Below are 13,172 nucleotides of genomic sequence, written 5' to 3' on the forward strand. Positions count from 1 at the left end.
TTAAATATTTATCAACTCAAAAACGCTAGCAGCAATTGCTGGCGTTTTTTGTATCATATAGGCATGATAGATAAGAAAAACAGGAAAAGGGATGAGTAAATTATGGACAATAATAGTACGTCAAACGAGCGAGAAGTAACTGAAAACGTCCAACCATGGTGGCAACGATTTATGGCTGGATTGAATGAGTTTTATCATGCACCTTATCGCCAAACGATGGCACGCGCTGCTCGTGATGAAGAAGATTTTTTTATGCTGCTTATGTTTGCTGAGAGCTTAGGCATTGATAATCCTGCCAGCTTTTATACCTTGGAGTTACAACCATTATTTTTAGAAAACTTCCATGAGTGGCATACACGTATGGGTATGGATAGATGCCCATTTGACCATGTTGGCTGCTGCTAATGGTCTGTTGATGATTAAAAAATAAGAATAATATAAGAAATGAGATAAATATATGGCATTACATCCTCTACATACATTAGTAGAACAACTAAAAACACAACCGATTATATTTATCGGTGGTAAGGGCGGTGTGGGAAAAACCACTACTGCCGCTGCTCTTGCCAGCTATTACGCAAGCCAGCAGCAAAAGACGCTGATTGTCTCAACGGATCCAGCACACAGCTTGGGCGATGTACTAAATACCCAGCTTAATAATGCAAAAACAGCAATCTCACCTTATTTAGATGCGATTGAGCTAAATCCTGATGTGATCGTTGACGAGCATTTTGCTCAAGTTGAGCGTACGATTAAATCCTATGCCAATCCAGATATGATACCCAAAATTCGTGAGCACCTGCGACTCTCAAAATCAGCACCCGGCGCCCAAGAAGCGGCGATGCTCGAATCCATGTGTCACCATTTAGTCGAAGCGGCAGATGCAGGCTATGAACATATTATCTTTGATACTGCACCAACAGGACATACCTTGCGGTTGCTAGTACTACCAGAGATGATGGGTGCATGGACAGATGGACTACTTGCTCAGCAGCGTAGGCAGGCTAAGCTGCGCTCAGTAGCGACACATTTGGACAGTCACAATCAAAAAAGCGGTCAAACGGATAGCGCTCAAAAGAACGATGTGGCAAATCCGTTTGCCGCAAAAAAGTCTGATCGCTGGGAGCAAGCAGTATCGGTGCTAGAAAAGCGTAAAGAGCTGTTTCGCCAAGCAGGAATACTGCTGCATGATCGTACACAAACGGCGATTGTATTGGTTATGACTGCCGATGTATTACCATTAGCTGAGACTAAACGGGCTATCGACCAGCTAGAGGATAGCAAGCTCACGCCAGCAGCAATAGTCATCAATCAGTTGATAGCACCCACTCAGTCAGATGAGTTTTGGCGCCGCCGTGCTGAGCGCCAGCAGCAGTTGATGCAGGATATTGAAGAAAATTTTTCTAAATATCCGCTGTATCCGATTTATCTTCAACAGACAGATATACGCGGCATAGAGGCATTGAGTACATTGCTAGGCTAGATGTATAGTAAACAATAGGGCAGTAAATAATTAAGACTCACGCTTGTAGGACTGTAACTTGCCCGACAGCGACCATGCCATATCTGCACGCAGCAGCTGCGCCTGTTCAGACTTACCACTGCTAAGTGATGACCATTGCGGTTTGCCGCGAGCCTTTTTTAACTCACTGGGCAATTTATTCGCAGGCCATACGGTGATTGGATTGTTATCTTCATCGGCATTGTCATTGCTACTATTATGGTAACTGCCATCATTTGACGATGTATCAAGGCTACTTTTCTCTCCTTTGTATAGTAGTTGAGTGGCATCAGTAGCAGCATGGCCGCGATGGCGTAGGGCAGTGAGTAAGTCTATCGCTCGCGTTGCTAACAATGTCAACGTCGCAGGATCGATATATAAGCGTTTTACCCCAGTGATCCTATCTGCAATACTACTAGTATTAGATAGTAACCCGCCCGCGATACCACCTATAGCTGCACCCAAGCCCAGTGTCGTACCTAGCGCTGCTGCATCAATACCCAACCCTAACAGCGCGCCTGCGGCTGCACCAGAAGTGGTACGGATACCATAGCTCTTGAGCAACTCAGGGTCGAAAGGATCTTGTTGGTAGGCTTGTAGCTCAAGTGGTGTTGCCGCGACTGCATTATCATAGAATTTATACAAATTAAGTAAATTGTGCTGCATCGCACGCTCACTTTGTCTAACCGCTTCTTGCATTTGTTCTAATACAGGCATCGGGTCGTCATCTTCATTGATCTCGCGTACAAAAGAAGCAACATTCAATAAAAAGTCAGCAATAATGATATTGGCCTCGTCATACAACAGCGCCCAATCTTCAGTCCGGCGCTGCATCAATTGCTCAAGCATCTCAGGATGAGTGAGCATAGTCGCTAGATTTTGCCAAAGATGCATCTCATCTTCAAATTCAAAAGCGACTGAATCAAAACGTGTGGAGATATGTAGGTTGCGTCTTGCCAGCATGGTTTGCCAGTCATCAATATTGGCATTCTGACTGTCGGTAAAGTTAAAGACAGGCATCACCGGAATGGCAGCCCACGATAAAATCGCTAGCTCATCTTTATACTTGCCCAATACTGGCTCACGAGCGTCTACCACATAGATGGCCATGTCGCTTGCCAGCAGCTGACGAATCACTTTTGCTTCTTGGCTATAGTCATAGCTGTCTAGAACACCGCTATCTGCACCTTGAGCGATATCTGATGCCAAAAATTGCTGCAAGCGCTCAATACCATCACGGCGACTGGCAGTATTGTCCTCCAACCAGTCCATGAGTCCTGATGCGTCCTCTAGGCCAGGTGTGTCGTATAATGCTACCAGCACTTCCCCTGTTTGACTGTCTGTCAGCTGTGCTTGCTCGACATGACGTGTGGTCGCCGCTTCATTTTTGACTTCACCAAAATAGACATCACGCAATAACGTCCGCAATATGGAGGTCTTACCGGTATTGGTGTGACCTACCACTGCCAATTTTAGCGCCTCACCACTGGCGATGGTTTTTTTCGTCACCTTTGTGGTTGCAGCTGGTGGTACTGATTCAGTTGATATAGATTGATTATCATGAGTCATTTTCGACTGAGCGGCTGGTGATTGCGAGGTATTGGCGTTATTATTTGAGTCACTAGGCAACGCTTTATCTGCAAAAAGACCTGCAGGCTTGTGATGCTCATGATTTTCTTTTTTATTGTCATTATTCATAGTAGCGTCTTATTGTTATTGATGATCAAAGCACTGTAGCCATTTATTGTAAAACAAATCTGGTCGCGTGTTGGTTATGGATGCGTAGTGTCCATATCGTAAACTGTATTTTATGTATTCATGATACGCTATGAGATTGCCGTAGGTGGGCGCAGCAGTACCTTAATTTTTTTCTTAATACCCTTAGCACGAAAAAACCGTTGCCACATTCGGTAAAACACCCCAAATATCAGACCAATAATATTATCGTGACTGGTCTCACCAACGGCACCATATTTGACGGGGTTGTTGACGGTGTCTTCTTCTACATAAGTGCCAAACCAGCGATCAAAAATAATAAGAACGCCGCCATAATTTTGGTCAATATATTCACTATTGGTGCCATGATGGGCGCGGTGATTGGATGGGGTGTCAAAGATATACTCAACCCATTTTGGAAATTTCCCAACGGTTTCGGTATGGATAAAGAACTGATAAATTAAATCTAACGCATAAAAGAAAAACACCCATACAGGATGCACACCCAGCAGCATTAATGGAACGAAGAACAACCACCAGCCTGTCACCGAGTACAGCAGGCTTTGGCGCATCGCGGTGGATAGATTCATCTTATCATCTGAATGGTGCACGACATGCGCTGACCAAAACCAAGTCATACGGTGTGAGGCACGGTGAAACCAGTAATAGCTGAACTCAACGGCGATGAATATGGGTATGGCTGTCAGCCATGTCACCTCAATAGTGAATAGTCGGTATTGATATAACCACAAGCAAATAGGCAGTACAATAAGTGCTTGGACAATCAATTCAAACCCGAGATAAGAGCCGCCCAAGCTAAAATTGGTCATCGCACGGCGCCAGCTGAAACTTTCACCTTTGCCACGCTTAGACTGATAAAACCACTCTGCCAAAAACAATAAGAAAAATGGGCCACCAGCCAGCGGTAACAGCCATTCTTGCCAGTGAGCAGGTAAGATACTTGCCAGCATTGGCTGCCACGACTCTGGCGCAGCCGTTAAGATACTTTGGTTTAACGCCTCTTTGTAACCATCCAATATCGGACCATACTCACCTGATGTTAAGAGGGTGTTGTCTGTTGACATATTTGGCTCCTAGCCACTATAAAACATCCTTGTTATCCAAAAGATAACCACTTTTCTATATTACTGGTTTATTTTGTTCCTTTTATAAAAATAATTATTATTAAGTATCGCATTCAAAAACTTTAAGAATCGATATCCACCAAGCCAATTTTTCGCGCAGAGAGCGCTGTCTGCCACTGCTGATAGCGGACTGTTTGCTTGTCTACCGGTTCATCTTCAAGTGTTAAATCAGCATCACTAAGCAGTTGTACAATCAGTCCATTTTTTGCATGAGCAGCGATTTGATCGAGTTTGCGTAGCGTCCCGCGGTCAGGCAATGCCTTGCTATGAATACCCAGTAGTACTTGTACTGGATGCTTATCCAAGTAATCTTTGAGACGTGCCATATCCTCACGATCATCCACAATACCAAAATTCTCAATATCTTCTGATGGTTCAAAATTTTGGCTATCATCTAACCCTGACTGCCACCATTTATCCTGATTTGAAGGATATTCAAGCAAGGCGACCAGTTTCTTGCCTGCGCTCACCGCTGCTTTGGGCGCGACAGGTGCGGGCGTTTCCGTAAAATCATCTGCATCAACCACATGGCGCTGCCAAAAATTTATTATCTTTTGGTAATACGGTTGCTTGATATCTAACCGCATCTTTTTGCGGCGGAACATTAATGCACAAAATACCCACGCTATCGCACGCGGGACAATACCGTACATCAGCAAGCTACCGACTAGCAATCCTGCCCACTGCCGAGCGACAGACAGTGGCATCGCTTCTGTTACCAGCCTGCTTTGTGCAATCGCTGTACTATCCGGCACATCAAAACCAACCATGCTTGGTAGCCAGCCGAGTATTTGCGTTAAGCTCACCAGCGCCTGATCAGATAGTAGGGTCGATTCCCAGCTAAAGCTATACTGACGTACGATCAATAAAAATATAATCGCAAGTAGCATACCGGTCAATGTCGCCAGCCACAGCTGATGGCTAAATCTGCCCAAATACCAACGCATACCGCTGTGCTGTAATTGGCGCTCATACAGATCGACGGCCGCCTTGGTCACATCGTCTTTACCGCGTATGAGATAGCTTGGACTGACAAAGCTGGCAAACCAGCTGGGCGCTTGCTGGTCTCGATTGATAAGTGTCATCACCAGCCAGCCACCAAGCATAATAGTATGAAAACCAAGCAAGCAAACCAATACATAAAAAAAGTTCACCACATTAGACTGCAATAGCGTAAACAATCCCAAAAATCCCGAAATACACCACACCACGCTCATGACAATCATGATGCCTTTGATGCGACCGTCTATTTTGCCCAGCACCCGCGCAAGTGCACCATTGCTATCTATCCGTGAGGCCCGTCGATGCAGCTTTTGGATAGGCGTGCCATCCTCACTCTGTAGCTTTTCTGTGATTAGTAACGGGTCAGTGGCAAAGACGTGCTGATCAGTCTCTAAGGCACGTACCAGCTCGGTCAGTTGGTCTTGGGGTGATAGCATAAGGCGCTGATATCCGTATAAGAACGTCAATATAAGTAATGGAAAGCAAAAAACGTGGGTTTAATCGCTAAAAATTATTGTAGCGTATATAGAATGAGAATAATGTCTATTATTTTTATCATAGCAAACGCTCGTAAAATCAGCCAAAATGAATAGACAAACCAACACGTGCTAAGAGCTGTATAAAAAAGGGAAGGTGGCATATGAATAACGACATGAATAATAAAACCTATCTTATCATCGGCGGAACGGGTGGTATTGGTCAGGCTATGGTCAAGCAACTGGTACAAGAGTCAGCTGCCGATCAAACTGACGGCGCATCTGCTAAAAGTCATAGCACACAAGTATTCGCCACTTATCATCGCAGTGAGCCAAACTTTGAAGCAGAAAATTTACACTGGTTACCCATGAATATCAGTGATGAGGACAGCATCATAAAAGCGGCCGACAGCATCAAGCAGACAGTGGGTCATGTAGATTGGGTGATCAACTGCGTGGGATTACTACATACAGAGACTGCGCAACCAGAAAAGGCCTTAAGGCAGATTGAAACAGAGTTTTTTCTGCAAAATATGCAAATCAATGCACTAGCAAGCTTGCTCATAGCCAAGCATATCAAACCGTTGCTTGCCAAAGCTGAACGCAGCGCTGAGCATCCAGCGATTTTTGCGACCATATCAGCCCGCGTCGGTAGCATCACTGACAATCAACTTGGCGGTTGGTATAGCTATAGAATGAGCAAAGCGGCGCTCAATATGGGGATGAAAAACTTGAGTATCGAATGGGGCCGATCACTCAAAGAGGTGTGCGTAGTCGTTATGCAACCGGGCACCGTGAATACCCAACTGTCCGCGCCGTTCCAAGGTAATGTCGCTGAAGGACATCTATTCTCGCCAGCATATAGCGCTGAATGTTTATTGGAAGTGCTATCAGGGATGACGGCTGCCCAATCAGGCAGTTTTGTCGATTGGGCTGGAGAGTCAATCCCTTGGTAGTAGGTGTGGTAAATGGTGACACGCCCTAAGTGGTTAGTAAGCCATAAATAAGTCCATAAACTCGTTCACTGGCGTTTGCTCCAATTTTTCTTGATCGTCACACAGCTCGATGATCTGCTGACAACGACTTTCGATAAATCGGGTGGCCAGACTGGCACGGAACTTTGCCTCAAGTATGGGAATGCCTTCGGCGCGGCGGCGTTTATGACCGATAGGATATTCAATGGCAACTTTTTCTGTGCTACTGCCATCTGTAAATAATACCTGAATAGCATTGGCAATAGAGCGCTTACTGGGGTCATGGTAGTCTTTTGAATACTGCGCGTTTTCTTCTACTACCATTTTTTCGCGTAGCTCATCGATTGATAAATGCTCTTCGTGATAATCATCTTCATAGTTCTCCGCCATCAGATCGCCTGTCAATAAGGGAACAGCCACCATATATTGTAAGCAGTGATCTCGATCGGCGGGATTGGCAAGCGCGCCTTCCTTTGAGATGATGCGAATCGCTGAATCATGGGTGGTTAGGACAATTTTTTCAATATCATCAATTCGACCTTTCACATGTGGGTGCAAAATAACCGCCGCTTCACAAGCAGTCTGCGCATGAAACTCAGCAGGAAAGCTTATTTTAAATAAGATGTTTTCCATCACATAGCTACCGAAATCTCGCTGGAATTTAAAGCGACGATCGTCTTCAGACTTTGTGGCGAGATCTTTATTGGTATGGCTAAATAGCACATCATAGAATCCCCACTGCGGTGCAGTTAGTGCGCCGGGGATACCCATTTCACCACGCGCGGTGATATCTACCAGACGTACCGCACGGCTGGTTGCATCACCTGCCGCCCATGATTTTCGGCTGCCCGCGTTGGGTGCATGACGATAGGTACGCAGTGCCTGACCATCGACGATGGCTTGTGAGATAGCTGCCATGATGCGCTCGCGTGGCAGCCGATACAGCTTGGCAACCACCGCAGTTGATGCCAATTTGACCAAAAACACATGATCAAGACCCACACGGTTGAATGAGTTTTCGAGTGCCATCACACCTTGAATCTCATGCGCCATTATCATGGCTTCAAGCACAGCTCTCATGGTCAATGGTGCTTGCCCTTGGCTGATATTTTTTTGACTGATATAGTCTGCGACCGCTAAGATACCGCCCAGATTATCAGAAGGATGTCCCCATTCAGCAGCAAGCCACGTATCATTATAGTCAAGCCAGCGCACCATACAGCCGATGTCAAAAGCGGCTTTGATGGGGTCTAGTCTATAGGATGTGCCAGGGACGCGAGCGCCATGCGGCGTTATTTGATCAGGGCAATCAGGCCCTAAGTGCTTGGTACACTCAGGGAAGCGCAATGCCAGTAGTCCGCAGCCGATGGTATCCATGAGACAGTGGCGCGCAGTATTCCACGCATCAGTGGGATTTGGTGACTCGTTATCTATGGAATAATTGAGTACATAATCGGCGATTTTTTGGATTTCATCGTCATATTCTGGACGAATATTGCTCTCTACCGTTGCCTCATTCGTATTTGAATGGCCTGTATCTGAATTGGTATTTGACATGGTTGTTTCCTCTTCCTTGAGTGTGCTAACTTTTCGCTTTGTTGACCCATGCTCGCAGTCATCCTCTTAAAGCGATTATCATTCAAAAGTAGCATACTCAATATGGAACAACCAGACTGAATTGTGTTAAGAAGTAAAACTTTGTAGGCCGGTTAAATCATCAAATACAACAGACCTAAAATGAACAGCGCTGCTATAATAAACAGCAGGAAGCTTAAAACTTTGGTCGTGGTTGACGCAGTATCCACACTTTCTTTTCTTACTTTGTTTTTCTTAGCGACATATAGCACCATTTTTACATGCTCGATATTGTCCTCGAGATAATGCTCACCTTCAGGCACAAAACCCAAAGACTCATAAAAACTAAGCAGGTAAGCCTGTGCCGAGATAATAATCGGACGCTTTTTACCGTACTTTTTGCGGCAATGAGCAATAGCCTGAGTCATTATTTGGCGTGCTAGGCCATCACCTCTGTGCTCTGATAGCACAAGCACTCTACCGATAGCAGGCATGGCAGTATGGTTGGTCTTGATCGCAGGGTCGGCGACCGACAGATTGGATTTTAGCTTATTGAATTCGGGCGGGACAATGCGGCAATAGCCCACTAACGCTGCGTTTTGATGGGCAATCAAATGCAAGCAATCAAAATCGACCTCATCCATATCTTGATAGGCACAGTTTTGTTCGACGACGAACACTTGCGAGCGTGCTTTTAGAATATGGTAAAGGTCAACTGAGGTCAGCTCGTCAAAGGTTTTGATAGAAAATTCACAATTCATAATGGTCTAGCTTCTGGCAATAGGCGGTAAAATAGGGGCATTATAACGATTTAGGCAGTCATTAACCATGACTAACCCTTTAGCGTTTGGCTGATTTTGTCTAAATTTAAGCTATCAGACATGGCACTGAATATCTCAAAATACTTGCCGCGCTGCGCATAAAGCACTTCATGGGTACCTGTCTCGACCACTTCACCATTTTCTATGACCACCAAATCATCGGCATCGATAATCTGAGCAATATTGTGCGAGACCATGATGACGGTGCGGTCTTTTTTGATCAAATCTAGGCTCTTTTTGACTTGCTGACTGGCGATGGCATCGAGACTGGCGGTCGGCTCATCCAAAAACACAATCGGCGGATCTTTTAAAAACATCCTTGCCAGCGCAATCCGCTGCTGCTGACCGCCTGATAGGGACTTGGCAGTACTCTCGTAACCGTCTGTCAAGGCGACAATTTGTTCATGTATCGAAGCTTTTTTTGCCGCTACAATGATGTCATCAATGCTAGCATTCATATCGCCATAGCGAATATTTTCACTGATCGTACCCGAAAAAATATGATTGCTTTGTAATACCAGACCGATGCGCTGACGCAACTCGTGAGTATCACAGTCAGCCAAATCGTGCCCATCTAGGCAGATCGTACCAGCGTCTGGCGCATAAAATTTGACCAATAGATTGATTATGGTGCTCTTGCCAGCGCCTGAAAGGCCAACCAACGCGGTGATACGGTTGGGCTTGATGGTAAAGCTGACGTCTTTGAGCGCTTGTGTGCCGTTCGGATAGGTAAAATCAACGTTTTTAAGCTCGATATGACCCTTTAGGTTGTCGCTACTGATACCAGCAATGTTTTCAACTTGTTTATCATCTTCTAAGATATCAAAAAACCCTTCGGCATAGGTCAATGCATTATTTATTTGATCATAGATGCGATGCAGCTGTCGGATAGGGGCGGCGACGTTTTGAAACAGCATGACATGAAACAAAATCATACCAATGGTCATCTCACCTTGTAGCACAAAATAAGCCGTGAGAAGGATAATAACCACGACGCCAATCTGCTCAATAAAGGTTTTGATGGCATCATAAACAAAGCCAATACTGCGAATACGCAGCTGATTATCGGTCATTTCCTTTTGAATGGTTAAATGCTTCTCAGCTTCGATAGATTCACGAACAAAGGATTTCACCACGCTGATCGAATTGATCAAAGAGATTACCAAACCGCTTTTGGCCTCGCGAAACCCGCGCATCTGCCGACGAAATCCTTGCAGTCGCTTTGCCTGTTTTTGGCTGATAAAAAAGTAAATGGGTATGATGACAAGACCAACCATGCCGACCCAAAAATTGGTCGAAAACATGATGATAAGCGCCACGATCGCATTGGCAAATAGTGGCAGCATATCGATAAAGAAGTTTTGTACGAGGCTCGTGAGACTGCTGACCCCATAATCAATACGGGTTTGCAATTTGCCGCTGTCATTTTCACTACTGGTATAAAATGCCATCCGATAAGTGAGAATACGCTCAATGATGCGCTGTGATAAATCTCGCGACAGATTGATGCGAATCTTTTCACCAAAGAAACGCTGACCAAAAGAGATAAATATCGACAGTATCTCTTTGGTCAATAACACCGCACTGATAATCATCAGCATACGTATGCCAGCTTCCCAAGGCTCGGCAAGCGTGGCAATCTCAGTTAAAGTATCGACCGTATAGCGCAGTACAAACGCATTGACCTGCGCGGTAAAGGAGCCTAGGGCAGTCAGCGCTAAGGTGGCAATGATCAATAGGCGGTAAGGCCCGGCAAATACCGCCAGTTTTTTGAGGATATCCCACAGTAGCGCCCGCCGTTCTTTCTTCTCGACTGGTGGTTTTTTGTCTAGTTGTACACGGCGGGGTTGGGGAGATGTTGGCATAACACTCTATCAAAAATTAAAATAAGCCATGACTGCGCTTAAAACGCATTCGCTGGCACAAAAACTTCACCGACCATGATACGCCTTGCTGAGCGACTCATCGACACTTTTTTGGCTTGCCAGCGTCCATCGACCTGTTCAGTCTTACCACCGACGAGTAATGTCCCTGAGGGATGACCAAAACGTACCTCATTAAGCTCGCCACCGCCAGCAGCCTCGTTAACAAGCGTACCTTGCGTGGTCGCGGCAGCAGCAATCGCGACCGCTGCCGTCCCCATCATGGCATGATGCAATTGCCCCATACTCATGGCACGTACGACTAGATCAATATCGCTTGCATTAACTGACTTACCACTCGACGCCGTATAACTTTTTGCTGCGCCAACCCAAGCGATTTTAGGAATGTGTTGGCTGGTTTGCGCCTCAGAGACATCTTTAAACACTCCCATCGCCACACCGCCTTTGGCACGAATTTTCTCAAGTTTGGCAAGTAGATCGCTGTCGCTGTTGATGTCACCTTGCAACTCAGTACCGGTAAAGCCTAAATCTTCTGCGTTCATAAAGATAGTCGGTATGCCCGCGCTAATAAAGGTCGCTTTGACGCTATTAGTATCAAGGCCACAACCCGTCACATCAAAATCATCGACCAAGTTGCCAGTCGGGAACATATCGCTTGTGGCGTCCACAGGATCGATAAATTCAATTTTAACCTCAGCAGCGGGGAAGGTGACACCGTCTAATTCGAAATCACCGGTTTCTTGAACCTGTACTTTATCATTTGCGTCTTTATAGACGGGCACATGAGCAATAATCGTCTTACCAATATTCTCTTGCCAAATGCGTACTTCACAAATGCCACTATCTTGATTGCCATCAATGCTATTAGCAATCTTGTCAGCACTGACCAGACCCATATTTATGGCACAAGCACCAACAGCCGCGGTTAAGTTGCCACAGTTACCTGCCCAATCAATCATAGGCTTGGCGATATTAACTTGTCCGAACAGATAATTCACATCATGATCAGGTCTATCTGATTCGGATAAAATAACCGTCTTTGAGGTGCTGGAGCTGCCATTGCCGAGACCATCGATTTGCTTGCCATAAGGATCTGGGCTGCCGACGACGCGCAATAAGAAGTTATCCCGCGCCTCGCCAGCGACTTGGCAACGCTCAGGCAAATCAGATAGTTTAAAGAACGTGCCTTTTGAGGTACCGCCGCGCATATAGGTAGCGGGGACAGATAGTTGCGGGGCGAAAGGGGTTTTTGATTTAGTATTGGTTTGGGCCACTGTATTAAGTCCTTTTTATATTGTTATAAGATTGGGTATGGCGTCATCAGCAAGTAAACACGAACGACTAAGAACGCTCATTAATAATGATAGCGACAAGAGATAATCGTAAGATAGTTATCATCGACGGCATATACCAACCGATTGGCGTCGTCGATGCGTCTTGACCAAAATCCAGATAGATTTTCTTTTAGGGGTTCAGGCTTGCCAATGCCTTCAAACGGATTACGCTTACATTCGGTGATGAGTTTGTTAATACGTTTGAGTGTTTTTTTGTCCTGCGTTTGCCAGTACAGGTAGTCTTTCCACGCAGCATCTGTCCATGCTAGTTGTTCACTCATTGTTAGACCCTTTTCCTTTGGATGGATTACAGTCTTTGAGTTCAAGCACTTTCAATATCGCTATCCGTATGCTCATTATTATCGCTGCTACCATCACCTTTATCACTATCTTCTACCGTATCTATTAGCTCACGCGTAACAGTCTTACCAGCTTTATATTGGGCAATAGAGTCCGCTAAGTGCGCTGCATTGGCAGGAGATTTTAGCAGATAGACGGTTTCCATCAGGCTATTGTAATAATCAAGCGACATCACAACGGCATCATCAGCGTCACGGCGGGTCACGATAGTGGCATTGGCATCATCATTTACCGTGTCTAGGACAGATTTTAGGTGCTTTCTTGCTTCTGAAAAACTAACGACTCTCATGGCTTACTCCTTTCGTGATATTCTGTGTAACTTGTACAATATATAGTACATATTACGCTATTGATTAAGTAAACTCAATATCTAGCTGCTATCTAG

The 13,172-nt window shown here is 45.3% G+C and carries 11 protein-coding genes and 1 pseudogene; 3 read left to right on the forward strand and 9 right to left on the reverse strand.

Going from position 1 to position 13,172, the window contains the following annotated elements:
- Positions 1-102 precede the first annotated feature (102 nt).
- Together ACHUET_RS05200 and ACHUET_RS05205 are read left to right on the forward strand one after the other, a co-directional pair.
- Positions 103-405, forward strand: coding sequence for a cory-CC-star protein (locus tag ACHUET_RS05200; RefSeq protein WP_394211230.1), 303 nt, complete (start codon positions 103-105; stop codon positions 403-405).
- A gap of 52 nt (positions 406-457) precedes the next feature.
- On the forward strand, positions 458-1,483 hold the full coding sequence (locus tag ACHUET_RS05205; protein ID WP_394211232.1) for an ArsA family ATPase: 1,026 nt from the start codon (positions 458-460) through the stop codon (positions 1,481-1,483).
- A 30-nt stretch (positions 1,484-1,513) separates the two neighbouring features.
- On the opposite strand, the gene ACHUET_RS05210 is transcribed toward ACHUET_RS05205, so the two are convergent.
- From ACHUET_RS05210 to ACHUET_RS05220, 3 genes are all read right to left on the reverse strand, one after another.
- Positions 1,514-3,199, reverse strand: a complete 1,686-nt coding sequence (locus ACHUET_RS05210) for a DUF3482 domain-containing protein (RefSeq protein WP_394211234.1) — start codon at positions 3,197-3,199, stop codon at positions 1,514-1,516.
- 128 nt (positions 3,200-3,327) lie between these two features.
- Positions 3,328-4,302, reverse strand: a complete 975-nt coding sequence (locus ACHUET_RS05215; protein WP_394211236.1) for a sterol desaturase family protein — start codon at positions 4,300-4,302, stop codon at positions 3,328-3,330.
- Between the two features lie 122 nt (positions 4,303-4,424).
- Positions 4,425-5,801: a DUF2868 domain-containing protein gene (locus ACHUET_RS05220; RefSeq protein ID WP_394211237.1), complete on the reverse strand. Its 1,377-nt coding sequence runs from the start codon at positions 5,799-5,801 to the stop codon at positions 4,425-4,427.
- A gap of 203 nt (positions 5,802-6,004) precedes the next feature.
- Between ACHUET_RS05220 and ACHUET_RS05225 the strand changes: the two genes are divergently transcribed.
- Positions 6,005-6,796: an SDR family oxidoreductase gene (locus ACHUET_RS05225; protein ID WP_394211239.1), complete on the forward strand. Its 792-nt coding sequence runs from the start codon at positions 6,005-6,007 to the stop codon at positions 6,794-6,796.
- Positions 6,797-6,829: 33 nt separating this feature from the next.
- On the opposite strand, the gene ACHUET_RS05230 is transcribed toward ACHUET_RS05225, so the two are convergent.
- From ACHUET_RS05230 to ACHUET_RS05255, 6 genes and pseudogenes are all read right to left on the reverse strand, one after another.
- Complete coding sequence (locus tag ACHUET_RS05230) at positions 6,830-8,371, reverse strand: bifunctional 2-methylcitrate dehydratase/aconitate hydratase (RefSeq protein ID WP_394211241.1); 1,542 nt, start codon at positions 8,369-8,371, stop codon at positions 6,830-6,832.
- 152 nt (positions 8,372-8,523) lie between these two features.
- Positions 8,524-9,150 (reverse strand): GNAT family N-acetyltransferase, encoded by a 627-nt coding sequence (locus tag ACHUET_RS05235; protein ID WP_394211243.1) that lies wholly within the window; start codon positions 9,148-9,150, stop codon positions 8,524-8,526.
- 71 nt (positions 9,151-9,221) lie between these two features.
- Positions 9,222-11,075, reverse strand: a complete 1,854-nt coding sequence (locus tag ACHUET_RS05240) for an ABC transporter ATP-binding protein (RefSeq protein ID WP_394211245.1) — start codon at positions 11,073-11,075, stop codon at positions 9,222-9,224.
- Positions 11,076-11,113: 38 nt separating this feature from the next.
- Positions 11,114-12,367 carry a 2-methylaconitate cis-trans isomerase PrpF gene (gene prpF, locus ACHUET_RS05245; protein WP_394211247.1) on the reverse strand — a complete coding sequence of 418 codons (1,254 nt, stop codon included), beginning with the start codon at positions 12,365-12,367 and terminating at the stop codon, positions 11,114-11,116.
- An 80-nt stretch (positions 12,368-12,447) separates the two neighbouring features.
- Complete coding sequence (locus tag ACHUET_RS05250) at positions 12,448-12,708, reverse strand: Txe/YoeB family addiction module toxin (protein ID WP_037025847.1); 261 nt, start codon at positions 12,706-12,708, stop codon at positions 12,448-12,450.
- Between the two features lie 107 nt (positions 12,709-12,815).
- Positions 12,816-13,076: pseudogene (locus ACHUET_RS05255) on the reverse strand (type II toxin-antitoxin system Phd/YefM family antitoxin); the annotation flags it as partial.
- Positions 13,077-13,172: the final 96 nt, after the last annotated feature.

It is taken from the genome of Psychrobacter piscatorii (assembly GCF_043641605.1).
GTDB lineage: Bacteria > Pseudomonadota > Gammaproteobacteria > Pseudomonadales > Moraxellaceae > Psychrobacter > Psychrobacter piscatorii_C.

Excerpts from the sequence above, each read along its gene's own strand:
- ACHUET_RS05200 (WP_394211230.1), top strand. The coding sequence starts at position 103 with ATGGACAATAATAGTACGTCAAACGAGCGAGAAGTAACTGAAAACGTC.
- ACHUET_RS05205 (WP_394211232.1), top strand. The coding sequence starts at position 458 with ATGGCATTACATCCTCTACATACATTAGTAGAACAACTAAAAACACAA.
- ACHUET_RS05210 (WP_394211234.1), bottom strand. The coding sequence starts at position 3,199 with ATGAATAATGACAATAAAAAAGAAAATCATGAGCATCACAAGCCTGCA.
- ACHUET_RS05215 (WP_394211236.1), bottom strand. The coding sequence starts at position 4,302 with ATGTCAACAGACAACACCCTCTTAACATCAGGTGAGTATGGTCCGATA.
- ACHUET_RS05220 (WP_394211237.1), bottom strand. The coding sequence starts at position 5,801 with ATGCTATCACCCCAAGACCAACTGACCGAGCTGGTACGTGCCTTAGAG.
- ACHUET_RS05225 (WP_394211239.1), top strand. The coding sequence starts at position 6,005 with ATGAATAACGACATGAATAATAAAACCTATCTTATCATCGGCGGAACG.
- ACHUET_RS05230 (WP_394211241.1), bottom strand. The coding sequence starts at position 8,371 with ATGTCAAATACCAATTCAGATACAGGCCATTCAAATACGAATGAGGCA.
- ACHUET_RS05235 (WP_394211243.1), bottom strand. The coding sequence starts at position 9,150 with ATGAATTGTGAATTTTCTATCAAAACCTTTGACGAGCTGACCTCAGTT.
- ACHUET_RS05240 (WP_394211245.1), bottom strand. The coding sequence starts at position 11,075 with ATGCCAACATCTCCCCAACCCCGCCGTGTACAACTAGACAAAAAACCA.
- ACHUET_RS05250 (WP_037025847.1), bottom strand. The coding sequence starts at position 12,708 with ATGAGTGAACAACTAGCATGGACAGATGCTGCGTGGAAAGACTACCTG.